The sequence below is a fragment of the Microcoleus sp. EPA2 genome (genome assembly GCA_020882975.1).
Lineage (GTDB): Bacteria > Cyanobacteriota > Cyanobacteriia > Cyanobacteriales > Microcoleaceae > Microcoleus.
The window spans coordinates 56,709-80,648 of record JAHRFD010000023.1 but is presented as its reverse complement, the minus strand read 5'-3'; the positions used below and the strand labels follow the sequence as shown (position 1 = coordinate 80,648).

13 protein-coding genes are annotated in these 23,940 nt (G+C 45.3%); 8 read left to right on the top strand and 5 right to left on the bottom strand.

Annotated elements, in window-relative coordinates:
- Nucleotides 1–272 precede the first annotated feature (272 nt).
- The 7 genes from AAFP14_RS19215 to AAFP14_RS19185 all read left to right on the top strand — a co-directional run bounded on the left by AAFP14_RS19215 (nt 273) and on the right by AAFP14_RS19185 (nt 14,332).
- A complete protein-coding gene (locus AAFP14_RS19215; protein ID WP_341733816.1) occupies nt 273–2,585 on the top strand; it encodes an IMS domain-containing protein in 2,313 nt (770 codons plus the stop codon).
- Nucleotides 2,586–2,924: 339 nt separating this feature from the next.
- Nucleotides 2,925–4,067, top strand: a complete 1,143-nt coding sequence (locus tag AAFP14_RS19210; protein ID WP_341733815.1) for a CobW family GTP-binding protein — start codon at nt 2,925–2,927, stop codon at nt 4,065–4,067.
- 179 nt (nt 4,068–4,246) lie between these two features.
- On the top strand, nt 4,247–4,702 hold the full coding sequence (dtd, locus tag AAFP14_RS19205; RefSeq protein ID WP_341733814.1) for a D-aminoacyl-tRNA deacylase: 456 nt from the start codon (nt 4,247–4,249) through the stop codon (nt 4,700–4,702).
- A gap of 162 nt (nt 4,703–4,864) precedes the next feature.
- Nucleotides 4,865–8,965 (top strand): AAA domain-containing protein, encoded by a 4,101-nt coding sequence (locus AAFP14_RS19200; RefSeq protein ID WP_341733813.1) that lies wholly within the window; start codon nt 4,865–4,867, stop codon nt 8,963–8,965.
- Between the two features lie 667 nt (nt 8,966–9,632).
- Nucleotides 9,633–10,871: a HetZ-related protein gene (locus AAFP14_RS19195; RefSeq protein ID WP_341733812.1), complete on the top strand. Its 1,239-nt coding sequence runs from the start codon at nt 9,633–9,635 to the stop codon at nt 10,869–10,871.
- A 181-nt stretch (nt 10,872–11,052) separates the two neighbouring features.
- Nucleotides 11,053–13,437 carry a bifunctional serine/threonine-protein kinase/ABC transporter substrate-binding protein gene (locus tag AAFP14_RS19190; RefSeq protein ID WP_341733811.1) on the top strand — a complete coding sequence of 795 codons (2,385 nt, stop codon included), beginning with the start codon at nt 11,053–11,055 and terminating at the stop codon, nt 13,435–13,437.
- 175 nt (nt 13,438–13,612) lie between these two features.
- Nucleotides 13,613–14,332, top strand: coding sequence for a PHP domain-containing protein (locus AAFP14_RS19185; RefSeq protein WP_341733810.1), 720 nt, complete (start codon nt 13,613–13,615; stop codon nt 14,330–14,332).
- Nucleotides 14,333–14,352: 20 nt separating this feature from the next.
- On the opposite strand, the gene AAFP14_RS19180 is transcribed toward AAFP14_RS19185, so the two are convergent.
- From AAFP14_RS19180 to AAFP14_RS19165, 4 genes are all read right to left on the bottom strand, one after another.
- A complete protein-coding gene (locus AAFP14_RS19180; protein WP_341733809.1) occupies nt 14,353–14,616 on the bottom strand; it encodes a hypothetical protein in 264 nt (87 codons plus the stop codon).
- Nucleotides 14,617–14,746: 130 nt separating this feature from the next.
- A complete protein-coding gene (locus AAFP14_RS19175; RefSeq protein ID WP_341733808.1) occupies nt 14,747–16,387 on the bottom strand; it encodes a calcium-binding protein in 1,641 nt (546 codons plus the stop codon).
- A gap of 1,240 nt (nt 16,388–17,627) precedes the next feature.
- Nucleotides 17,628–18,794, bottom strand: coding sequence for a CO2 hydration protein (locus AAFP14_RS19170; protein WP_341733807.1), 1,167 nt, complete (start codon nt 18,792–18,794; stop codon nt 17,628–17,630).
- A 526-nt stretch (nt 18,795–19,320) separates the two neighbouring features.
- Nucleotides 19,321–20,835 (bottom strand): NADH-quinone oxidoreductase subunit M, encoded by a 1,515-nt coding sequence (locus AAFP14_RS19165; protein ID WP_341733806.1) that lies wholly within the window; start codon nt 20,833–20,835, stop codon nt 19,321–19,323.
- Between the two features lie 127 nt (nt 20,836–20,962).
- On the opposite strand from AAFP14_RS19165, the gene AAFP14_RS19160 reads away from it, so the two are divergent.
- Nucleotides 20,963–21,586 (top strand): Uma2 family endonuclease, encoded by a 624-nt coding sequence (locus AAFP14_RS19160; protein ID WP_341733805.1) that lies wholly within the window; start codon nt 20,963–20,965, stop codon nt 21,584–21,586.
- A 65-nt stretch (nt 21,587–21,651) separates the two neighbouring features.
- On the opposite strand, the gene AAFP14_RS19155 is transcribed toward AAFP14_RS19160, so the two are convergent.
- Nucleotides 21,652–23,526 (bottom strand): NAD(P)H-quinone oxidoreductase subunit F, encoded by a 1,875-nt coding sequence (locus tag AAFP14_RS19155; RefSeq protein ID WP_341733804.1) that lies wholly within the window; start codon nt 23,524–23,526, stop codon nt 21,652–21,654.
- Nucleotides 23,527–23,940 lie beyond the last annotated feature (414 nt).

Here is a 23,940-nt window from a genome sequence, read left to right as displayed (position 1 = left end):
ACGACCCTAACTATACCAATAATCGGTCAATCGGCTTTTATCCCCCCCCTTAGTTGGGGATAGCGACTGAACGAACAAACTGCTATTCTGTCAGCAGTGGGGCCCGACGCGCACCTCACTCTAAAATGCCCTCAAGGGAAACGAAGTACCTGGAAGGAAGTTTTCGCTCTCCATAACAGGAGTCAGAAGCCCAACCGATCAATTTTGATTTGATATGGGAGCGTCACCTAAGATAGGCTAATTCAGTTGCTAGCGCTTTGGGGAAGTGGACAGTGCTAATTCCACTAGATTATTATCGGATTCTAGGTCTACCGATTCAAGCTACTGCCGAACAGTTGCAGCAAGCTCATCGCGACCGGACGTTACAACTTCCACGCAGGGAGTATTCCGAAGTGGCGATCGTCGCCCGTAAACAACTGCTCGACGAAGCCTACGCCGTTTTGTCAGACTCAGAGGGGCGCAAAGCTTACGATGCCAGTTTTTTGGCCAAAACTTACGATCGCGAATCAGAAGCAGGGATTTTAGCCCAAAATCCGAGGTTAAAAGCCTCGACAGGCGCGGCCACAGTCCTGCAAGAAGCAGAAACAGACTGGCAAGAGTCCGGGGTTTTAGACGCTACTCCCGACCCCCATACTCCAAGTATAGAAATCGACGACAACCAGTTCGTAGGAGTCCTGCTGGTACTGCAAGAACTGGGAGAATACGAACTTGTACAGAAACTGGGCCGTCCCTATCTCAATAATGGCAGCTCTGCGATCGCACAAGGGCGCTTCGGCGACCCCCAGCTAGTGCGACCAGACATAGTTTTAACCATCGCCCTGTCCTGTTTAGAACTAGGCAGGGAACAGTGGCAACAAGGTCAATACCAAAATGCCACCAAATCACTAGACGCAGGTCAAGAACTGCTGCTGCGCGAAAGCCTATTTCCAAGCGTGAGGGGTGAAATGCAAACCGATATATACAAACTCCGTCCGTACAACATCTTACAATTACTATCCCTCCCAGAAGAAAAAGTCTCCGAACGTCGTCAAGGACTAAAAATCCTGCGAGAAATGCTGGAAGAAAGGGGTGGGATAGATGGTTCCGATGACGATCGATCGGGATTGGGCATCGAAGACTTCCTACGCTTCGTCCAGCAACTGCGGAAACACCTAACCAGCAGCGAGCAGCAGACCCTATTTGAAGCAGAAGCTAGCCGCCCCTCCGCTGTAGGCACTTATCTCTCGGTTTACACCCTACTAGCTCAGGGATTTGCAGCCAGACAGCCCTCCATGATCCGCCGCGCCAAGCTGATGCTGATGCAGTTGGGCCGCCGCCAAGACGTCCACCTCGAAAAAGCCGTATGTTCCCTGCTGCTGGGCCAAACAGAAGAAGCCAGCAGAGCCCTAGAACTCAGTTCCGAAAAAGAACCCCTCGCCTTCATTCGCGAAAATTCCCAGGATTCTCCCGATTTGTTGCCAGGGCTGTGCTTATACGCCGAACACTGGCTACAGGAAGAAGTATTTCCGCACTTCCGGGACTTGGCAAAGCAGTCAGTTTCCTTAAAAGATTACTTTGCCGATCCCAAGGTACAAGCCTACCTGGAATCCTTGCCACTGGATGCAGAAACAGCCAACGAGTGGGTTGTAGCCCAACCCCGCTCTACTGCCAAGGCTCAAGCTAGAGCGACACTCACTAGCTCACTCCAGCCATCTCCAGCCATCACAGGGCGATCGCCCACTGTTACCTTGACCCCTGGCCCCGCCACCATACCTCCCCCTGGGCAAAGCCCCAAATATGAGGATACCCTAGTCTCCCCTATCCCCCCAACCACCCCCCAGGACTCGACAGCTACCCCCACAGCACACCCCCCTTCCTCCAGCTCACAAGAACGCCGACGCCCCCATTCCTCCCGTCGCAGTGCCAAGAGTAGTGCAGGGCCAATGGGTAATTTAGTCGATCGAGCCAGGACACTAGGCTCCCAACTTTCAGCCCAAGTCAAGTCCATGCCTCGAAATCGGCTAGCTCTGCTGCTAGTAGCTGGTTTTCTGAGTCTGTTAATCCTGTGGTTGATTTTCAGTATCTTAGGTGGCATCCTCCAAGCTCTCTCAGGCCCATCCCTGCAAGGAGAACAAGCCTTAGTCAGCCTAGAAGCACCACCGATCGAAATTCCCCCCTTAGCCCCCGCCGCTCCAGAGCCAGGCCCTGCCGCGCCAGCCTCCGGCGCCGTCACAGAAGAAACAGCGGAGCAAATCATTCAAAGTTGGCTCTCCGCCAAAGCAGCAGCCCTCGGCCCCAATCACGCTATCGATGAATTAAAGGAAGTTCTGACGGAACCAGCTTTGTCTCGCTGGCAATTGATGGCAGAAGCTCAACAGCGAAACAACGCCCACCAGCGTTATACACACAAGCTGGAAATTACAAAGGTAACAACAAATCCGACTAATCCCGATCGGACCGAAGTCGAAGCCCAAGTTACCGAAAAAGCCGAAGTGTTCGATCGCGAACAGCTAGTTACCTCCCGTAACGAAAACCTCCGTATTCGCTACGACTTGATTCGCCAAGACGAACAATGGCGCATTATGGATTGGCAAGTTATGAAGTAGCAAATTGGTGATTAGTTATTGGTTATTAGTTATTTGTTATTAGTTCTTTGTTATTGGTTATTGGTTATTTGTTATTAGAATACATAACTAACAACCGCAAAATGACAAGTAACCCTTAAGGAAAAACAAATAACTAATAACCTTTTGACTACGATCGGGAACGGCGGAGTCGAAGGGCAGGACGACCCTAAGCTGAGCGAACACCGCAAATAACAAATAACTAATAACCAATAACGAACAACAAATAACCAATAACAAATAACCAATAACCAATAACAAAAAATAAGATACAATAAGAATAACAAATTGAAGCGATCGACCTTATTTGACATTCAAGCTATGCAATCTACAACTAATCAGTCCGAGACAGAGCAGGTAATGGACGCCCCCAAACACGGCTTGCCAGTTACCATCATTACAGGATTCCTCGGCAGCGGCAAAACAACCCTGCTCAACCATATCCTGACCAACCAGCAAGGTTTGAAAACCGCCGTTTTAGTCAACGAATTTGGCGAAATTGGCATCGACAACGAACTGATTGTCACCACCGAAGACAATATGGTCGAGCTGAACAACGGCTGCATTTGCTGCACAATTAACGAAGATTTGGTAAATGCAGTTTACAAAGTTTTAGAACGTCAAGAAAATCTAGATTATTTAGTAGTAGAAACTACCGGACTCGCCGACCCGCTACCAGTAGCTTTAACTTTTTTAGGCACTGAATTGCGAGACATGACTCGTCTCGATTCCATCGTTACAGTAGTAGATGCCTCCAATTACAGCTTGGATTTATTCAATTCTCAAGCAGCATACAGTCAAATTGCCTATGGCGATATTATTGTTCTCAACAAAACAGATTTGGTTGAGGAAGCAGATTTAGATTTGTTGGAAGTTAAGATTCGTGATGTCAAAGAAGGCGCTCGAATTCTCCGTACAGTAAAATCCCAAGTTCCTCTGCCACTCATCCTCAGTGTAGGATTGTTTGAATCGGACAAATATTTCCAAGCTGAAGAAACTGCTAGCAGTCACGACCATCACGACCATGCTCATCACGACCACGACCATCACGACCATCACGACCATGCTCATCACGACCATCACGACCACGCTCATCACGACCATCACGACCACGCTCATCACGACCATTCAGACCATTTAGATAATGATGGATTTACCTCACTTTCATTTCAGAGTGACAAGCCGTTTTCTCTGAGGAAATTTCAATATTTCTTAGACCACCAAATGCCTACAAATGTGTTTCGGGCAAAAGGAATTATGTGGTTTGAAGAAAGTCCCAAACGGCATATTTTTCACTTGAGTGGTAAGCGATTTTCCATCGATGATGATGAGTGGAAAGGCGAACGGAAAAACCAGATTGTCTTAATCGGTCAAGGTTTAGATATCGAAACTTTGCGATCGCAAATCGAAAACTGTCTCTGTCTCCCTTCAGCAAATCGCGGCAAAGGATTTGGCAAAAAATAAAGACAACAGGACTTACACAGTACAACTTCCATGCTAGAGCCTGGAAATGTCTAGAGGATCTATCTCGCTTTTATTCAACGAAAATAGGAGGTAGAGCCTTTGGATATGCGTTACCAGACTCTAGCCTGGTAACGAGTAAACAAGTAAGTTCTCTATCGATTACCAATTACCGATTCAGAATGCGAATCATAATCCAGCGAGTCAAATCGTCTCAAGTCGAAGTTAACGATCGAATAATTGGCAAAATTAGCCACGGACTGAATCTGGTAGTAGGCATTGCCACTACCGACACCGAAGCAGAACTAGATTGGATGGCTCGCAAATGCCTAGAATTGCGTTTATTTCCCGATCCAGCCACTGACACTGGCCGCTGGGAGAAATCCGTACAAGACATCGGTGGCGAGTTGCTGGTTGTCAGTCAATTTACGCTTTACGGCGACTGCCGCAAAGGTCGCCGACCTTCATTCGATCGCTCTGCGCCCCCAGAAGCCGCCTCCATTCTGTATGACAAATTTGTCGAAAAGTTGCGCGCCAGCGGTTTAAAAGTCGAAACAGGCTTGTTTGGAGCTCAGATGCAAGTCTCTATAGATAATGATGGGCCGGTGACTTTGGTGTTAGAAAAAGAAGCAGGGTAAATTATAAATTTATAATCAAAATAGTTGCAGTGAGTATGGTCACAATTAAAGGTGATTATTGTCATGTAACCCCTGACTTAATTGTGAGATGATTACTAAAATTTAGTCGATTTGCACCCTTTATGCAAGTCTGACTCATTTAAATATTTTATTCTTAGATTTATGTTAACCCCAGTAACTAAACCATCTGTTCGAGTTACCGAAATTGGTGAGTACATCCATTATCAATCTTGCGATCGCCGCTTTAAGCTAGAGCATAATAACCGAAAGCTTGCGCGAGAGCTTCCGTTTGCAGAACGCCTCTTCAACTCATTAGATCCAGTTCTCCAAGAGGCGGGGCGATTGAGGGAGAACGAATGGGAAACTTCTCTCCAAAAAAATGGTCTCCTTGACCTCACTTTGTACAGCCAAAAGTCTGCTGAGGAAAAGAAGACACCCTGGACTACCTTTGTATCACAATTGCAAGGTATAAGTTCAGGACAAAGAGCATATGGACGCGAAATTTCCATCGAAGCAGACGAGGGAGCTTTCCAGATCAAAGGCCAAATTGACTTTGTACTAATCCTGTGGGAAGCCGATCGACCAAAGCTGCGAATTGTTGAATGCAAAGCCAGTCGTCGAGACCGTACCTACCACCGCGTGCAGGTTGCTCTATACCGGATGCTAGTACGGCAGCTTATTCAGGTGAGTCCAGTGGCTATTTGTGGCGTAGAACTCAGACCAGAAGATATCGAGTGCGTTGTTGCTAGGATTGATGAAAGTACAAATAAAAGTCAGCTCATCCTCGATCTAAAACCGTTTAAGCTAGATACAGAAGAAGCAGACATTAATCGCCTCCTGGCATCTGAGGGTGCGCTAAACCGCGTAGTTCAGGCTGATTTAGCCGATTTGGACTATCAAATCGATCCCAAGTGTGATGGCTGTGTTTTCAATATTCACTGCCTATCTGAAAGTGCTCGATTGCGTCGTCTTGAACTAATAGGCTTAGATCCATCAGCAGTAAGAGTCTTGCGAGGGGCCGGGATTGACAAAATCGATGACTTGGCTGAACTCGAATTACATGGACAGCAGGCGGTTCAAGTGCGGCAAGATCCAAGCTTTAGCGATAACCTAGAACTTATCCAGTTAAAAGCAAAAACTCGCAGGCGTACACTTCCAGGCGGAAATATCAATCCAGATTCCTATGAAGTGAAGTCGCTACCTTATGTAGGTCAAGGTCAACTTCCAGAACACATAATTAATGGTGAGCGACTGATTCGCGTTTACCTTTCTGTGGATTACGACTATGTAGAAAATAGGATCGGAGCGCTTGCAGCTCATGTGACCAAGAGCGAGGGAGAATTACATACAAGCTTCACGCAGGTAAATGGACATTGGCAGCCAGACCCCACAGTCAAGGAACGGTGGGAGGTAGGGCGTGATCGAAATAATCGCCCAGTCTATGAAGAGCGTTCCCTCCAAAGTAGAGAAGTTATTGAGTTTCAAACCTCTCCGTGGACGGGAGAATACAGAGAAGACACAGGCGCTGAGAAACAGCTAATTCAAGGGTTTCTAATGAAGTTGGTTGAGGTTATTGATGAGGTAGCCGAGGCCGAAACGGCTCCCATTCACTTTTATGTCTGGTCTCGATCGGAGATGACTCAGTTGCTCGAAGGATGCTCCCGCGTCAGCTCGCAGTTACTCGGCAACCTCCGGGAACTGCTAGGATGCCGTGAGAGTTTAGAGCAACTCATCTACTCTTGCTTGCACGATGAAGTCGATCGGCGTTTTGCTTTGGGATGGACAGGTAGAGGCTTAGCTGTCGTTACTTCTCTGTCATGGTTTGGCAGGCGCTATCATTGGCGGCGGCGGGTGTCTGGTGCCGAGGTCGATCTAGAGCAAGCTTTTACACAGGATATCTTCGATTTTAAGACTGATTTGGATTTAGATGCTCAGGGGCAGTGGGCAGATCGAGATTCTGAGCAAGTCAGCAGGCACAAGTTTGAACTCCGCAGTCGCTTTTATGATTCCTTAACAGCACCCTACTGGCGCGCTTACTGGCGAAAATTGCCAGATCCAAAAGACCCAAATCTATCGGCAGCAGTTGCTAAGGCAATTGAGCGCTACAACAGCGCCCGGAAACCTAACTATCTCAAGGATTATTTTCGCGCCCGCGTACACGCGCTGCGGTGGGTTGAAGAAAGCATTCGTTCTAAGAACCCAGACGTAGTAAAACCATCTCTTGTCATCGCTGATTTACTGGAATTCACTCTTGGGGTAGATAACGCCGCGCAGGCGGGGATTGACTATCTCCGACTGGATCAGCACGTTAAAGTGACAAACTGGATTGCTACTCACTTAGTCCCGCCTGTCTATCGCGTCCCTCTAGGGCGCACTATTCCTATTAGTGATGTTGTCTCCCACGGCAACAATAGGCTGACAGCCACTATCAACCTTGATGAGTACGGTATTAATTATGAAGTTTTCGAGACCAACTGCACGATCGAAAAAGGCAACTGTGTAAGGCTTAGCCCCTGTTTTAAAGATCCGCATCGCGGTCAAACATTCGGTCAACTTCTACGCGGTGGAAGTACGTGTTTTGTGGATCGTATTGACTGGGAGACTAGACAGATTGAGCTTTCAGTAAGACAAACAAATCAACCAGACCGCTATCAACTCCCTGGTCGGTTTTATAACCAAGAGGAAGAGATTTTTTCCTATGCTACTTTAGATGAAAGTCCTTCTGATTTTGTAGCCGGAAAGGTTGACGACAGACTAATAAGTCGTTTCGGAAATCATGTATGTCAGTGGTTCGATCCTGAGCGTCCTCAGATTCCTCCGCAACAGGCTCTAGCAGCACAGAAGCTAGAACAATACCAGAATCTACTGGAGTTCTTGATATTGCCTAACGGACAGAAATTGGCTACCGATCAAGTCACTGCTGCTGTCAGTGGCTTAACCGCTAGAATTCAACTTTTACAGGGGCCTCCAGGAACTGGCAAGACACAGACAACTGCGATCGCTACGTTCTTAAGAATTTTGGCGCGTTGTTCGATGGGAGATATCGTTCTCATCGCAGCACCTACCCATACTGCTGTAAATAACTTGCTTTTGCGCCTCGATAGCCTCTTGCCAACCCTTCAGCAACAGGCAGATAAATGGCGATTAACAGTACCGCCGATACAACTTAGCCGAGTTGACCCTAAAGAGGGTGAGGTTTTTCTCGGAAAAAATGTTGAATGTTTTCCCTCTAAGCCTTGTGCAGCCAAGTTGAAGAAAATGCGTTCAAATGCTGTCTTGGTCATCGGCGGCACAACCAGTGCTCTTTTGAAATTATCGCTGGAAATGAAAGGTATCCAAGTACCTACACTAATCGTTGACGAAGCAAGCATGATGGTGTTTCCGCACTTTCTGTCACTGGCTACATTAGTAAAAAGTGACGGGGAAATCATGCTTGCCGGAGATCATCGGCAGCTCTCACCAATTGTTGCTCATAATTGGGAGCAGGAAGACCGTCCGCCCATTCAATTATACAAGCCTTATGTGAGTGCATATGATGCGGTTAAAAATATTAAAATTACAGGAGTTTCAGATTCAGCCATTCTGAGTTCTGCGTTGAGTTTTACTTTCCGCTTGCCACCGCTGATTTGTAATTTAATTTCTCGTATTTACCAACTGGATAATATTGAACTAAAAGGAAGGTTGCCCGATTCAAATAGTCTTTTGCAGGAGGAGTCAAAAGGTCTAATTCTTGTTCTTCATTCTGAGCGCCTGTCAAAACGCAGCAATATGCTTGAGGTGCTGATTATTGAGAAAATTATTGCTGCTGCAAAAAATAGAAGAGCAATAGAAAACAACTCTGTGGCTATTGTCACTCCACACCGAGCGCAGCGAACACTGCTTAAAAGTTACTTGAAGGACTCCGGCGACCTGATCGATGTAATTGATACTGTTGAAAGCTTACAAGGTGACGAGCGACCTTATATCATTGTGTCGGCAACAGCCAGCGACCCCTCAGCAATTAGTAAAAATGTGGAATTTATCTTAGACCTCAATCGGTCTAATGTGGCTTTTTCTCGGGCTCAGAAACAACTGATTGTGGTCTGCTCTCAAACTCTGCTAGATCACATTCCAGCCGAATTAGAACATTACGAGGAGACAATGCTTTGGAAGTCTTTACGAGCTGTGTGTTCGCAGCTCATCGGTACTGAGATTGTGAATGGGCATCAGGTACAATTTTTTGAGCCACCACCCGATATTCTCGAAAACCTGTCGCGTACTTAAAATTGGATATTTCAGCTTGAGAGGAATTATCACCTTTAATATTTAATTCGATCGACTCAGCGGCGCTGTTCTCAATTTAGGGGTTTAAACTTCTGGAAGGACTCACCCGCCCCCATCAAACCAAGCTCGATCGCATACATTCCTTTGTAGCCAGCCTTTGTACCCAGAAATCTGGCTTCTGTCAATCAACCAGCCTTCTGTCAGACCAATTTTCTAAATTAACCGGGTTTTGAAACTGCTCTGCCGTAGGTAGAGAATACATTGCAGTTCCCTACATTCTGCTGACTACCAATTCCAGAATCTTCCACCCCCAAAATCCCGTCCCAAGGCCAGTTAGTAAATTGTCCACTGAGCGGCCTTGCTATACCCTCACACGCAAGTGCGATCGCCCCACCTTTGCAATAGCTCAGAATGCTTGTACAGTATAGGTTTAAGCACCAAATCATCAATCCTCTACAGCCAAAGCTTAAAATCAGATTCAGCAGCCAAAAAGAGTTGCATGAGAGAGTGGAACACCTGAGTCACTGCACTATTTGTACTTCCCGTACATTCAATGTATAGAGAGTTGAATCCGCACAGCAAGCCAAACCGCCTGCAACTGCATCACTCACTCTCTGACAAAAGTCCTCGCACTGTCGCTGCGGTGCCCTACCACCTGATAAATACCATGACTGTCACAACTGCCACCAACTCCGTTAACTGCAACACCGCTTCTACCATCAACTCCCTTCAAACTGCCCCCTGCGAACAAACCCTCGAAATCAATAACCTTCCCAGCGTCGATACCCTAGCTTTGGCTGACTTCGCCCTCAAAGCCTTGCAAGCAGAGATGAAAACACCAAGCCGTAGCGCTCAATCCGTGGCGATGCGGATTGCGAAGGAAGTCGAACGGATTTGCCAAAAAAGCGATCGCATCCAAATTTCCGGCGAAGTCCAAGCTTGGCAAATCACCTTAGCCGAACACCGCTTGCAAAAAACCCTGGAATTCTATCGCCTCGGTTCCAAGCAAGGCCGCGTCGAACTTCACTCTCACCTCGCATCGATGATTTATCGCCATGTTGCTTCCTTTAGATCGAACTTGAACTACCAAGCTCGCTACAACATGATTGAAGACTTTTTGCAAGGCTTTTACATTGAATCTTTACGGGCTTTCCGCCGGGAACACCAACTCGAACTCAGCTACCAGCCCCGCACACAGCTAGAATTGGCTGAGTACATGGCTTTCACCGAACACTACGCCAAACGCCAAATTGGCTTACCAGGCCGCAACCGCCAACGCCTGATTGTCCTCCGCGCTCAAGGTTTTGCCAAGGGTCAACCTCCTGAAACTGCGATCGACATTGAAATGGCTGTAGAATCTGGCAAGGGAGAAGATGCAGAAATGTACAGCCGCTCTCCAGCGCTGCAACAAGTGCGCGAACAAATGGTGTCTGAAACTGTCGATCCGGCTGATGCTGTGTTGCGCGATCGAGTAGTATCGGAATTGATTGCTTATCTGGAATCGCAAAATCAGCCAGAATGTGTTAGCTACCTCAATTTGAAATTGCAAGACCTTTCTGCTTCTGAAATCGATCGCGTTCTTGGTTTGTCTTCCCGTCAACGGGACTACTTGCAACAACGTTTCAAGTACCACGTCGAAAAATTTGCCCGCACTCAAAACTGGAAATTAGTGCACGAATGGCTCGGTGCTGATGTCGATCAAAAATTGGGAATGACTTCGGACAAGTGGGAAACATTTCGCGCTCAACTTTCTCCCGAACAGCAACAACTGTTAGCAATGAAGCGGAATCAAGAAAGTGACAAGGCGATCGCCACTGCGATCAAATGTACTCCCAAACAAGTCCAAAAACGTTGGGCGCAACTGTTGGAGCTGGCTAGCCAGACTCGCAACAGCATCCAAGCCTAACGGGTACTTCAACATGAAAGTAACCCTTGGCTGGAGACTGGAAAATGCGATCGGGTGCGGTGCACTGAAAACAATGCCCGCCCCGGCGTCCTCTCTCAAAACTCCCACTAGGGATGCCGGATTATGAAAGATTTTCAGCTAATTAAATATATTAAAACAGCACTACTTTTTTTTAAAATTTATGTCTCTCAATCCCGGAGATGAACTGACCGGACGCTATAAAATCATTAATCAATTAGGACAGGGAGGAACAGCCATAACCTACATAGCTCAAGATTTACAAAACCCCTCAAATCCACCCTGCGTCATTAAAGAAATTCCTTTTCCTCATACCGAAAATCCCTTGGTACTAAAAAAAGCCAGGAACCGATTTCAAAAAGAAGTTTTGGCTTTGCAGACTTTGGGAAATGATTCTCGCATTCCCACATTATTAAATCACTTTGAGGAAAATGACAATTTTTACATAGTTCAAGAATTTATTACAGGAACTGCCCTAAGTCAAGAACTCCTTACGGCAAAAAATCACTGGACTGAAGCACAGGCGATTTCCTTTTTACAAAAAATCCTTGAAATTTTACAACTTGTTCACAACGCAAATATTATTCATCGCGATCTGACACCTTCTAACTTAATTAGGTCTATAACAGGGAATAAAATAGTTCTGATTGATTTTGGAGCAGTCAGAGAAGTAAGCACTTTGACTTCTAACAGTACAGGTGAAATATTGACATCAAAAGCATGGGGGACAACAGGTTATATGCCAGCAGAGCAATACAATCCCCAGTCAATTCCCCAACCATATAATGATATTTATGCAGTAGGAATTATCACAATTCAAGCTCTCACCGGGCGCCGTCCCACCAATCTGCCACAAGACCCTGATAGTTGCGAATTTATCTGGACTCATTTAACATCCGATCGCCTGAGCGACCCACTTAAAAATATCTTAACCAAGATGGTGCGCTTTAACTTTAAAGACCGCTACCAATCTGCTACCGAGGTTTTGCAAGCCTTAAAGCCTCTTGTAGCACCAGTCAAGTCAAAACCAAGAAAAAATTCACCCCACTTTCGTTGGTTACTGTTCGGCCTTGCGGGAGTAGCCTCTGCATTAATCATCGCCTATTCTTTCTCCTTATTTCGACCAACAATTCCTTCACTAGCCTCTGTAGAGGGTATCAGTTCAGGAGAAAAACTCCTCATTCAAACCTCGCCACTCTGGTCAAAACAAAGAGGAATCAATGAGTTTGCCGATTTAAATTATCCAGAAGCTTTAAAATTGCTCAAACAGTCTTGGAAAGAAGACCGTAAAGACCCAGAAACTTTAATTTACATCAACAATGCCCTGCTCAAATCAATCAACGCAGAATATTACACCATCGCAATAGTCGTTCCCGTCCGCAGAAATCAGGACGGCAGCATTTTCAATGCCAACTTAGCAGAAGAACTGCTGCGCGGCATTGCTCAGGCTCAAACAGAAGTTAATTTAAGTCTCATCACTCCCAGTAATAGCAATAAAGACTTTCCCGGTCAAGAATTACTCGAAACAAAACCTCTTAAACGCAAAGGACTGAGAGTCATCATCGCCGATGACGGAAATATCAAATCCTACGCAGTTAAAAGAGCAAATTCTCTGGTTGCTCAGCCCGATATTTTAGCAGTAATCGGACACTACACCAGCGACATGACCGTGGAAACAGTAGATATTTACGATCGCAATAAACTTGTCGCTATTTCTCCGGGAAGCACAACAGAAGAACTGACACGCAAACCCCGGAAATTTTTCTTTCGGACAGCGCCGACAACTAGCATAGAAGCTGAAGGTTTAGTAAATCAACTAATCTCAGTCGATTGGAAAAAAGTGGCAGTATTTTACAATCCCAACAGTCCCTTCAGCGCTTCGTTGTGGGAAGAATTCAAAAAACAATTTGAAGCCCTAGGAGGAACCACTTTTAGAATCAATAATTATTATGATTTATCTAAAAATAATTTTAACGCCCCAGCAGCAATTGCCGAAGTTGAAAAAGAGGGAAAAATAGCCATACTTGTGATTCCCGATGGTCAAGTCACCAGTTCCCTGGAAAATGCGCTCGAAATGATTAAAGCTAACAACGATCGCAATTGGATTATCGGCCCTTGGACTCTGTACGAAACGAGAACATTAGAATTAGCCAAGCAATTGAAATCTGTTAACAAACTGGGAGTATCCGTATTTTGGCATCCGTTAATCAGTTTTGACAAAAATTTTCCTCAAAACGCTGAAAAATTGTGGGGAGGCCCGGTAAATACTCGATCGGCCTTAACCTACGATGCCGCCCGCACCTTGATTCAAGCCCTAGAAATGCAGCCAGAACCCAGCCGCGAAGGAATGCAAAAAACCTTAGCAGCACCAAAGTTTCAAGCCAGTGGAGCCACAGGTATAATTGAATTTGACCCAAACACCGGTAATCGAAAAAACTCTCCTAAACGAGTGGCGCACATTGTTCCGTGTTCCAGAGAACAATTTGGCCTGACATTTGTGCCCATCGAATTTCCCACAGCCGCCGCCGCAGGTTTAAAATGCCAGTGAATTAATATCTTGCACCATTCTCAACAAACCTGTAGGGGCGGGTTTTACAAACCATTTCTGCCAAAAATCAATAATCTCATAAACCCGCCCCGCCCGGTGCCACTATCGCCACAAGTGCAACATATCAATTTATTAGATATATTGAACAAGGCTAGTTTTTTTTATAGGAACACTTATGAATATCAATCTCGCTCCCTCCCCTGGTTCTAGTCTCAAACCCCAAGCCCAAAATATCTGTGCACTCAAACAAGTCTTCCAGACAATTGATGCTCATAGCTGTCCCGGTTCCTATAACTTCCATATGCACACAGTGTACTCGGATGGACGCTTGCAGCCAGAGGAATTGCTCCAAAAAGCGATCGCCCTTGGGGTCAAAGGCTTAGCTATTACAGACCACCACAGCACCAAAGGCTACGAAAAAGCTCAAATTTGGTTAGATAATTGGAAATTAGAGCATCCCGATAACAATAGCACCATACCAACTCTGTGGACAGGGGTGGAAATTAATGCTGAATTACTCAATAACGATGTACATATTCTCGGTTATGGCTTCGATCCGCAACATTCCAGTCTCCAACCCTACTTAGGAGGTAAAGGTACAGAAGGAACTTATTTGTATGCAGCCACCAGAGTAATTGAAGCTATTCATGAAGCAGGAGGTTTAGCCGTTCTCGCCCATCCCTGTCGGTATCGATCGACCGCCGATAAATTAATCCCAGAAGCTGCTCGTTTCGGCATTGACGGTGTAGAAATTTACTATGCCTATGGTAATCCAAATCCTTGGAAATCAAGTCCCAAACAAACTGCTTTAGTCAAAGATTTAGCAGAAACTCACGGCTTGTTTGGAACTTGTGGAACTGATTCTCACGGCCTCAGTCTTTTAGTCAGAATCTAGATATAGGATCAGATTCAAACTTAAGGCTCTGCTTTGAACTTATCGCATAAGTGTTCTGCAATAAGTTGACCAACTTGCTCATGGCCTTGACTATTCCAATGACCTTCACAGGGCAGAGCATTGGGAAAGCCCTGTACACAAGTTTTATTTTTTTCTGCATACTCTCGCAATCGCGGGACTGTATCCAATGTCGTAATATTCAGGCGATCGCCAAGGGATTTGATTCTATAATGTTGAATCTGCTGTATTGCTACACATCTCGCGCGAGTCACCTGTGCAGTCATGCTGAAATCTGGAACTAAATGTTAGCCTGATCTGTAGGTTTTACAGAAGGCGATCGCCCCCAAGTCAAACTCAAAGGCGATCGCACTTAATTCCACTCAAATAGGACTCACAAAGCCCACGCTACAGAAACTATGACACAAAAACACTTGCCGTAAGCTCGCTTGGGGCAACCCCTACAACGATACCCAAATAGCCGCCGAGTTTAATTGCCGTAGCACTAACAGGAGCTCCTCCATTCAGATTCAAACTTACAGTTTCCAAGATGAGGCTAGCAAATACACTCCCGCCAGTTAGACCAATTTTGTCCCCAACAGTAAAGTCTGCAATCACATCTGCCTCTGCTAGGGTGGCAGCAGTCGCCGCCCCTCCGGTTAAGATAAATGTATCGCTTCCGCCGCCACCTGTGAGAATGTCTTGACCGCGATCGCCACTCAGTATGTCGTCGCCTAAGCCGCCAATCAGGACATCATTTTCTTTACCACCGGTGATAGTGTCATTGCCATCTCCTCCGGTGAGAGTATCGTTGTCATTATTGCCGGACAAGTTGTCGTCGCCAGCACCGCCGTCAATCTGATCCGACCCTTTACCGCCGGTTAAAGAGTCGTTGCCAGCCCCTCCGTCAATTGTATCGGCTCCTTGCATTCCGTTAATGATATCAAAGCCGCTTGTCCCGGTAATATTGTCGTTGCCAGATAGCCCCAAGATTGGTTTGCCAGCAGCAGCCGGGGGCAGTGATGACACCAAAATATTGTCATTATTGTCTGACAGGTTGTAAGACTGACCGCTAACAGTGTTTGCTGGTTGCCCAGTGGGAGTACCAGGGCCCGAAGAATTGATTGCAGGTGCCGCGATCGTTACAGGCGTACCACCAGCCGTTGGTGTTGGAGTTGGTGTCGGTGTTGGAGTTGGAGTTGGTGTTGGTGTCGGTGTTGTGACCACAGGAGTCGGTGTCGTGACCACAGGAGTCGGTGTTGTGACCACAGGAGTCGGAGTCGTGACCACAGGAGTCGGAGTTGTGACCACAGGTGTTGGAGGTGTGACCACAGGTGTTGGAGGTGTGACCACAGGAGTCGGAGTCGTGACCACAGGAGTCGGTGTTGTGGAAGTAGCAAATGCCAAATTCAGATTGTATTTGCTACTGTTATTCTTACCATCACCCCGACCATCACCAGGCTTCTTAATATCTTGAGGAGCAACTTCCAAAAAATATCTTTCGTTCGCTGAAGGTATCAGAAACTCCAATTGAATTGCAGTCTCCGCACTAGCTGTTGTTTTTGCTGTAGCTTTTTCAAATCCGCCCTTGTCCAGTAATCTTACAGTGACTGCACCATCTATACCTGTCAGAGTCGCCGTCAACTTACCAACAGCCGGCCCTTCAATGCGGTAGTAGTCCAATGCGTCAATGGAACCTACCCACCCTGGATAATTTCCGGGGGTAAAGGCTGGAGTATCAGCATTGTTAGTGTTATTAAGCTTGTTCGGCTCTAGATTCACTTCGACTGTGTACACCGTTGTTTCTTTAACTGTCCCTCTATCGTCCCGAACAATCCCCGCGAAAGTACCGCCTACTGGGGGGGTAAAAGTGGCATTGTTACCATTTCCAATTTCGGCTCCACTAGGATTATTGACCGTTAAAAAAGGCTTAAATGTGTCCGTATTTGCACTTATTACAGCGATATTAGTAAGCTGATTTGCAACTATATTCGGCAAAGGAAAATTATCACTTCCATTACCCCCAGGGATTTGTCGAGATAAACTGTAACCGCTCATTCTTTTATTCCTCAATCAAGTTTGCTTGGATGGTTAGGCACTGGTTTAGTGACTAAAGTTAATCATTCGTTAGTATCTAATTGACTGGACAAATTGACAGACCTTGCTATTGGATTTAACCTCAACAAGTAAAGTTTGAACCGACTTTATGAAGTAGGAACACGGCACCGTGCCCATTGGTGTCAAATTAAGGTACAACTCATAGTCCGGCAAGGGTTGAAACCCCTGCCTCAAAGCTAAAGTCCTCTAAAGAGGACTGAAGAACTCATTAGTCTTCTTTAGAGGACTTTAGCTATTAGACAGGGAATTCATTCCCTGGCGGACTAGCGGGTGGGCGCAAGGACTGGCGGGCTGACAGCTTAAGTTGACACTAATGAGATCTTGGAGTGTCCATACCGTGGCAGGGCTGTTTTATTCTCTTGTAGGGGCGGTGCCAAGAGTGCCCGCCCCGATCTCTGAAACACATACAAAATCGTGGACGAAGAGGGTAGGCACGGGGGCACTACCCCTACAAAATGATGATTTGTCTGAGAATGAAACAGCCCTGATCGATCGCGCGGTGTCCTTCATAAATGTGGAATCTGCTGTATTGCTACACATCTCGCGCGAGTCACCTGTGCAGTCATGCTGAAATCTGGAACTAGATGTTAGCTTTATTTGTAGGTTTTACAGAAGGCGACGCACCTTTTTCAACACCACTAAATCCAACTAATAAACTCAATTCTGTAAAAATTCCTGAACTTACGCAGCGTAAACCATTGGTAGGGGTAACTCATAAATTGCCCTACAGAAAATAGACTTTACAACTTAGTTTTGCGCCCGTCCTAAACTCTATTCCTACGAGCACCTCTCATAGAGTGAAATTTGCATTAATTCATTAATCAGTTTATTTTTGGCTGATTGACTAACACTTTACTGTTTCCTATAAGCAAGTTCAAGAGTTTATTGATTTGAATTATATATATATATATATATATATATATACAATAATTAAAAGTTATTTAAGTTGCGATCGCCCTATTGATTGAGTTCGATTAATTTTTTATAAAAAATACTCGGTACTTTTTCGCCGCACCAGCAAGCAACTTTTTACCGGGTGCGTGACAGTCCGCAGTCGCAAGCAGCGAATCAAAGATTTCTCGCTGCCTGTGCACCCTACAATAGACATCTCCCAAAAAGCTTGTCAAGAACAGGCATCCTGCCTGTTCCACAATAATTATGGGAGATGTCTAATTACTAACTATCGTTCGGGAAACAACTGACAAGCCCTGTTAGTTGGTTGATTAGCCCAATCCAAACGAGAATTTCCAAACCGATCCATCCAACCTTCCAAATAAACCCGATTAGCCTTTCTTTCCTCTGGATTTGATGTATTCATGGGATGAGGTGCCAAACCCAAAATAGTCGCCGTCGTTACGCAAAACATCGACTTTTGAAAACTCTGACAAATTTGCACCCGCACATCATCTTCGCCTCGACAGCTAGTGCGATAAATTTCTTGCAAATACTCCGGCAAAAAATGCCGCATATCTTGCATCAATTGAGTTGGCGGAATCCCCGCCCCTCCAATCGGTAAAGGATCGGCAAACAAAGCACCATAGCTAAAGTCTCTTTGTTGTTCCGGGATTTGATGAGCTTGAGCGTTGTAGGAAACTACTCCAAAAAATGCAGTTCCCCGAAAGAAAATTGACTCGACATAGGGAATCGCTACATCTGCTAAAAATGTCAATCCAGCCTCTGGAGGAATGATATCGTAAACTTGACCGCTAATCTTGACGCTGTAGGTAATTGGTAAACTGGCGGCTGCGACTAAACCAGCTTTAACAAAATCAACTACGTCAGCAATAGACTTAGTTTCCCCTCGATCGTAGGAATCAGATAAGTCCATAAACAAATCGCTCATTACCCGCCAAAACTGACCTAAACCGGTGTAGTAAGCCAGCATCCGCACTTGTTCCGGCAAAAAATCAGGAAATGCTTTATGGAGCCCCTGCATGAAAAAGTTGCCTTTTAATTTAGCAGCGATCGCCTTTTCGACCAAATTATCAAACTCCGGGGAATCCAAATAACTATCCAAACCGCCACCACCGTGCCACAGCATTGTTTTCATGCAATATTCGGCATACTCAAAATTTATGCGATCGTGCCACAAATAGCGCATTAATTTCGGCAGAGTAACTTCCCCATTGAAATATTTAAAAAACGGAAAAAGCACTAAAAACTGTTCTTCAGCGATGTAGTTTAGATTCCGAGAATAGGCATCTAAAACAACTCCATAACTTTTAAGAACTCCGACTACTTCTATTAAATTTTCTGCCGATTCAGGAAGTAAAGCTTTTCCTGATTCCAAGATGTCAATGTAGGCTGCTAGAGGATGAGAAGATGGCTTTAATACGGTACTCGTCATTTTAATTTAACCTTAAATGAAGGAAGAAGGAAGAAGGAAGAAGGAAGAAGGAAGAAAGATGTTTGTAGTAACAACTTTAGTCCTTTCATGATGCACTAAAAGCTTTTCAGATATAGCATTTCTTGGTCTGGTAGGGACACTGTCGTGGGGAGCATTCAGAATTTGCAAATATATCGGTAGGGGCGAAGCATGACCGTAGTAAATCCTTCCTTTTAACCAATAACTTATCTGCCGGAATGCTATAGCCCTTACAAAATCGGGATTCTCCCCTGCCCATTGGTGTCAACTTAAGCTGTCAGCCCGCCCCGTGTCCGTTAGTCATTCATCAAGTCCTAAGCGGGGTTGAAACCCCTGTCTAATAGCGAAAGTCCTCTCAAAGAGGACTGAAGAGAAGAATCTCAACTCATTAGTCCTCTAAAAGAGGACTAATGAGTTGAGACAGGGGTTTAAACCCCTGTCGGACTATCGGTTTGACGTTAAGTTGACACCAATGTCCCCTGCCGTGTCCCTACAGCTAGGTCATATTTTATGGTAAGTTTTGAGCGATCGCATTAACTTGTGGTGGCACATTAGCTACCATGGCGATCGCCGTTTTCTCACTCAAAGCCACAATCACTCCCGGCTGTACTCCCATAATCACAATAATCACAGCCAATACCAAAGAAGGAATGCGATCGCCCCAACGCACTTGTGGTAAACTCACCACCAAATCCGAAAGCCGACCAAAAAAAGCACGGTTGACCATAATTAAAAAATAAACAGAAGTCAAACCAGTGCCGATCATGCACAGCAAAGTTTGCACGGGAAACACTTGCAAGCTACCGCGAAATACCAAAAATTCAGCAATAAATCCAGCCAAACCTGGAATACCCGCACTAGCCATCACTCCGAGAATCATTAAACTACCAATCATCGGCAAACCTCGATCGGGATTAAACAAACCCCGCAGCACATCTAAATTGCGACTACCTGATTTTCGGTAAACAACACCGACGGTTAAAAACAGTAGCGCCGAAATTAAACCGTGGCTTACCATTTGTAAAACAGTACCCAACATACTCACCGGAGTAGCCGCAGCGCTAGCCAACAGAATGTAGCCCATGTGAGCGATCGAACTATAAGCTACCATTTTCTTCATATCTTTTTGGGCGATCGCGCAACTAGCCCCATAAAGCACACTGACAACAGCCCAACTAGCCAACCAAGGTGCAGCCACCGCCCACGCATCAGGAAACAAACCCAAACCAAATCGCAGCATCCCGTAAGTTCCCAACTTCAAAAGCACCCCAGCCAGCAACACCGAAACCGGAGTCGAAGCTTCTACGTGAGCATCAGGAAGCCAAGTATGAAAAGGCACTAAAGGCATCTTAATCCCAAAAGCCAATAACACCCCAGCCAGTAAGACAATTTGCCTCACCAAAGGCAAAGGTAAAGCACCCTGCAAATGCGATGCACCCACAGCACCAACAATATCAAAACTAGAAGCACCACTGAGCCAAACTGTCCCCAAGAAAGATGCCAGCAGCACAATCCCAGCAAAGGCAGTATAGATTAAAAACTTAGTAGCAGCATAACCCCGACGTTCCCCTCCCCAAATAGCAATTAACAGGTAAAGGGGGATTAGTTCCACCTCAAAAAACAGGAAAAATAGCAGCAAATTTTGAGCTAAAAAAGCGCCATTCACGCCACCCATTATCAGCAAAATCAAAGAATAATAAATTCGAGGTCTGCGAATAGACTCATCTGTACTGTAAATAGCCACCCCAGTCAGCAGAGCATTTAAAATTACTAAAGGCAGAGACAAACCATCAACACCCAGATTGTAGTTCAATCCCAAAACATCTATCCAAGGCAGAAATTCTGCAAACTGCAACTGACTCGCATTTAGATCAAACTGAGCCGCTAAAATCACCGATAAAATCAAAGTTATACCTGCCATCGCCAGGGCCAGATTCCGCACAATTTTAGAACTAACCGCCCTCGGCCAAAACCCAATCAGAGCGGACCCCAATATGGGTATCCAAATTAAAGCACTAAGCATCAATTAAAACTTTCCTTTACTACCGATTTTTAAACTATATTTAAGATTAGCGCAAACCCAGACAAGATAAAAGCGATCGGCTGATTTTTTTTGTTAACATAGGTTCAGATGTATTTGGAACCATCCTATGACCTCAAGTCTTACAGAAAGTCTCACAGACCGGGAAGATTTGCAAGTTCGATCGGCATACCCTTCCACCCGCCTCACAGTTGCCGACTTGGAACAACTGCAAGGTATACTCTGCGAAGCACAGCTAGACTACCAATTAGAACTCGTAGACGGGAAGATTATCATAATGGGCGGAGCAGACATTGTATCGAGCGAAATAGGGGCAGAGTTCAGCCGACTTTTGCTTAACTGGGTCAAACCCCGCAAATTGGGACGAGTGTTTGAATCTAGTGGCGGGTTTATTCTCCCGAATTCCGATCTGAGAGTTCCTGATGTTTCTTTTGTGGTAGCCTCGCGCCTCAAACAAAGTAAAAGGTATTTTGCCGAACTCGTCCCCGATTTAGTTGTAGAAATAAAGTCTCAGTCCGATCGCATTAAACCGCTGCGAGAAAAAATCCTCTCATTTCTCGAACTCGGAGCAAAAGTAGGAATATTAATCGATCCAGACAAATGCACAGTCACAATTTACCGCCCCGCAACCGAACCAGTTATATTGAGAGATGGAGACATTATTTCAATTGCTGAACTATTACCTGGTTGGGAAGTTCCCGTTGCAGAATTATGGCCGATCGAGTTTGAGTAAAATTAAATAAAAAGCAGACAAACCCAGAATAAAATCATCTGCTCTCATCTGCTCTCATCTGCGGTTTAAAACAACCAAACTATCAAAGCCAGCAATACAGCCACCCCCCCAGCAATAGTCAACACATAAAACTGGGACTGACCATTACCACTATACTTCAAACCTTCACCGCTGAAAATTGTGGCAAAACCAAACAAATTCACCACGCCATCCACCACATACCTGTCAGTCCAAGCACTCATCTTAGAAATAGAATCAACTGCCCAAACCACAGTCAAACGGTAAACGCGATCGATATAAAAATCGTAAGCTAACAAATCCTGTATAGCCGGAATCGGTAATCGTACAGGCCTGGGTATCACCCCATACCAATAGATAGCCACCCCGATCGCACAACCAATGAACCCAGACAACATCAACAACGGTGTATCCAAAGTTTTCAACAGCAAATTTAAATTATCAAAATCTCCAGTCTCAGCCCAAGGTCCACTCCAACTAATTAATAATTGCCACTGCTGCAACATCCAAGGCACTAATAGTCCTGTAACAGTCAAAATTACCATGGGAACAGCCATTAGCCATCCCACTTCAGGAGCTCGGCGAGTTTTTGGCTGCGGTTTTCCGACAAACACCAAACCAAATACGCGAGTTAAATTGAGCGCCGTCAAACAATTAACTAACAGCAGCAAAACTACCAACCATAAAGGTACTGTCCAAAAACCATTCAGCCAGCGTCGCATTGCCCAAAAATTCCCTAGGGGCAACAGTGCCACCATCCCCGCAGCGCCTACTACAAAAGCCGCAGTAGTGGCGGGCATTCTCGACCATAAGCCACCCATTTCTGTTAAATCTTGAGTGTTGGTGGTCGAAATAATCGACCCAGCGCTCATGAATAATAGTGCCTTGGAAATCGAGTGTGCAAACAGTAACAGCAAAGCAATGTCAACTTGATTTAACCCCACTGCGATAAACACCAAACCCATTGAAGCACTGGTAGAATGTGATAGTGTTCTTTTTAGGTCGATTTGGGCGATCGCCACTAAAGAAGCCCCAACCGCCGTCACCGCACCCAAAACCACCAACACCGCACCAGTCATCGGCGACAGCGCCAAAACCGGCTGAAGTTTAATCAAAACATAAGCCCCACCACCCACAACTACCGTATTCCGCATAATTGAAGCTGGGTTCGGCCCTTCCATCGCCTCGTCTAGCCACAAATGGAAGGGAAATTGAGCGCACTTAGCCGTAGGTGCGGCAATTAAAGCCAAACCTAATAAATTCGCAACTAGAGGAGATAAAGTTGCCGATTCTGCCCATGTTTCTAAATCCGAAAAATTCAAACTTCCTGCTAAAGTAGAAAGTGTCACTACTCCCATCAGCAGGGGTACATCTCCCACTCGCTTGGTTAAAAACGCATCACGAGCCGCTGTGACTACCAGGGGTTGAGCGTACCAAAATCCTACTAGCAAGTAAGTTGAAAGTGTCAGCATTTCCAACAAAGCGTAAGTTAGAAGCAGCGAATCGCTAATTGCAATACCACTAATTGCTGCTTCAAAAAAACCTAGCAACCCGAAAAATCGAGCCATCGCCCAGTCTTTTTCCATGTAGCCCAAAGCATAAATTTGTGCTAGCAAACTTAGAAATGCCACCAACTCCATTGCGCCCACACTTACGGTAGAGATTTCTAGGGCAAAAGATAGGTTTAAGTCTGTTACTTGCACCCAGTTTAGCAGCAATTGTTGAGATGGTTCATTCCAAGTTTCTCTGAAAATAACTGACCCGTGGATAAAAGCCAACACAGTCATCAACAAATTGAAATAAGCCGCTGGTCTCGGCCCTGTTTTGCGAATTGTTCCCGTAGACCAAGGCAAAGTTAAAATAGCGCCTATTAAGCCATATAAAGGTACCCACCAACAGGTTTGGAGGAGCAATGGATTCATGAATTTATCCTGATAAATTTGGATTTTACTGCTGTCTTTATGAAAAAAATATCCGCGAGCGATCGCACCCTGGAATTTTGGCTAAACGTGATTGTATACTTTTGGCAAAATTTTTTGCACTAATGTTAACTATACATGAAAGCACTCAAACTGAGAATTCAATCAGTTAAAAATTAGTTTTTACCGCATAAGCGAACTCTACTTGACGAGTATTTTTACTTAGCGGACTCTCCCATTGCCACCGGCATATACTCCTGACTATGTTAAGTTTATTAAAAAAATATTAAATCATTTTAAGGATCATAAAATATTTTAATTTTTGTTATTAAACATTATGATGTTGGTTTATATTGTCAAGGTACACAGCTTAGCCTATTCTTAAAGGATAGGAAGCTTTAAACCGTTTTTCTAAAT

What these genes read in the sequence shown, in the direction of transcription:
- AAFP14_RS19210 (WP_341733815.1), top strand. Translation starts at nt 2,925, where the DNA reads ATGCAATCTACAACTAATCAGTCCGAGACAGAGCAGGTAATGGACGCC.
- dtd (WP_341733814.1), top strand. Translation starts at nt 4,247, where the DNA reads ATGCGAATCATAATCCAGCGAGTCAAATCGTCTCAAGTCGAAGTTAAC.
- AAFP14_RS19200 (WP_341733813.1), top strand. Translation starts at nt 4,865, where the DNA reads ATGTTAACCCCAGTAACTAAACCATCTGTTCGAGTTACCGAAATTGGT.
- AAFP14_RS19190 (WP_341733811.1), top strand. Translation starts at nt 11,053, where the DNA reads ATGTCTCTCAATCCCGGAGATGAACTGACCGGACGCTATAAAATCATT.
- AAFP14_RS19155 (WP_341733804.1), bottom strand. Translation starts at nt 23,526, where the DNA reads ATGAATCCATTGCTCCTCCAAACCTGTTGGTGGGTACCTTTATATGGC.
- AAFP14_RS19195 (WP_341733812.1), top strand. Translation starts at nt 9,633, where the DNA reads ATGACTGTCACAACTGCCACCAACTCCGTTAACTGCAACACCGCTTCT.
- AAFP14_RS19185 (WP_341733810.1), top strand. Translation starts at nt 13,613, where the DNA reads ATGAATATCAATCTCGCTCCCTCCCCTGGTTCTAGTCTCAAACCCCAA.
- AAFP14_RS19160 (WP_341733805.1), top strand. Translation starts at nt 20,963, where the DNA reads ATGACCTCAAGTCTTACAGAAAGTCTCACAGACCGGGAAGATTTGCAA.
- AAFP14_RS19170 (WP_341733807.1), bottom strand. Translation starts at nt 18,794, where the DNA reads ATGACGAGTACCGTATTAAAGCCATCTTCTCATCCTCTAGCAGCCTAC.
- AAFP14_RS19175 (WP_341733808.1), bottom strand. Translation starts at nt 16,387, where the DNA reads ATGAGCGGTTACAGTTTATCTCGACAAATCCCTGGGGGTAATGGAAGT.
- AAFP14_RS19180 (WP_341733809.1), bottom strand. Translation starts at nt 14,616, where the DNA reads ATGACTGCACAGGTGACTCGCGCGAGATGTGTAGCAATACAGCAGATT.
- AAFP14_RS19165 (WP_341733806.1), bottom strand. Translation starts at nt 20,835, where the DNA reads ATGCTTAGTGCTTTAATTTGGATACCCATATTGGGGTCCGCTCTGATT.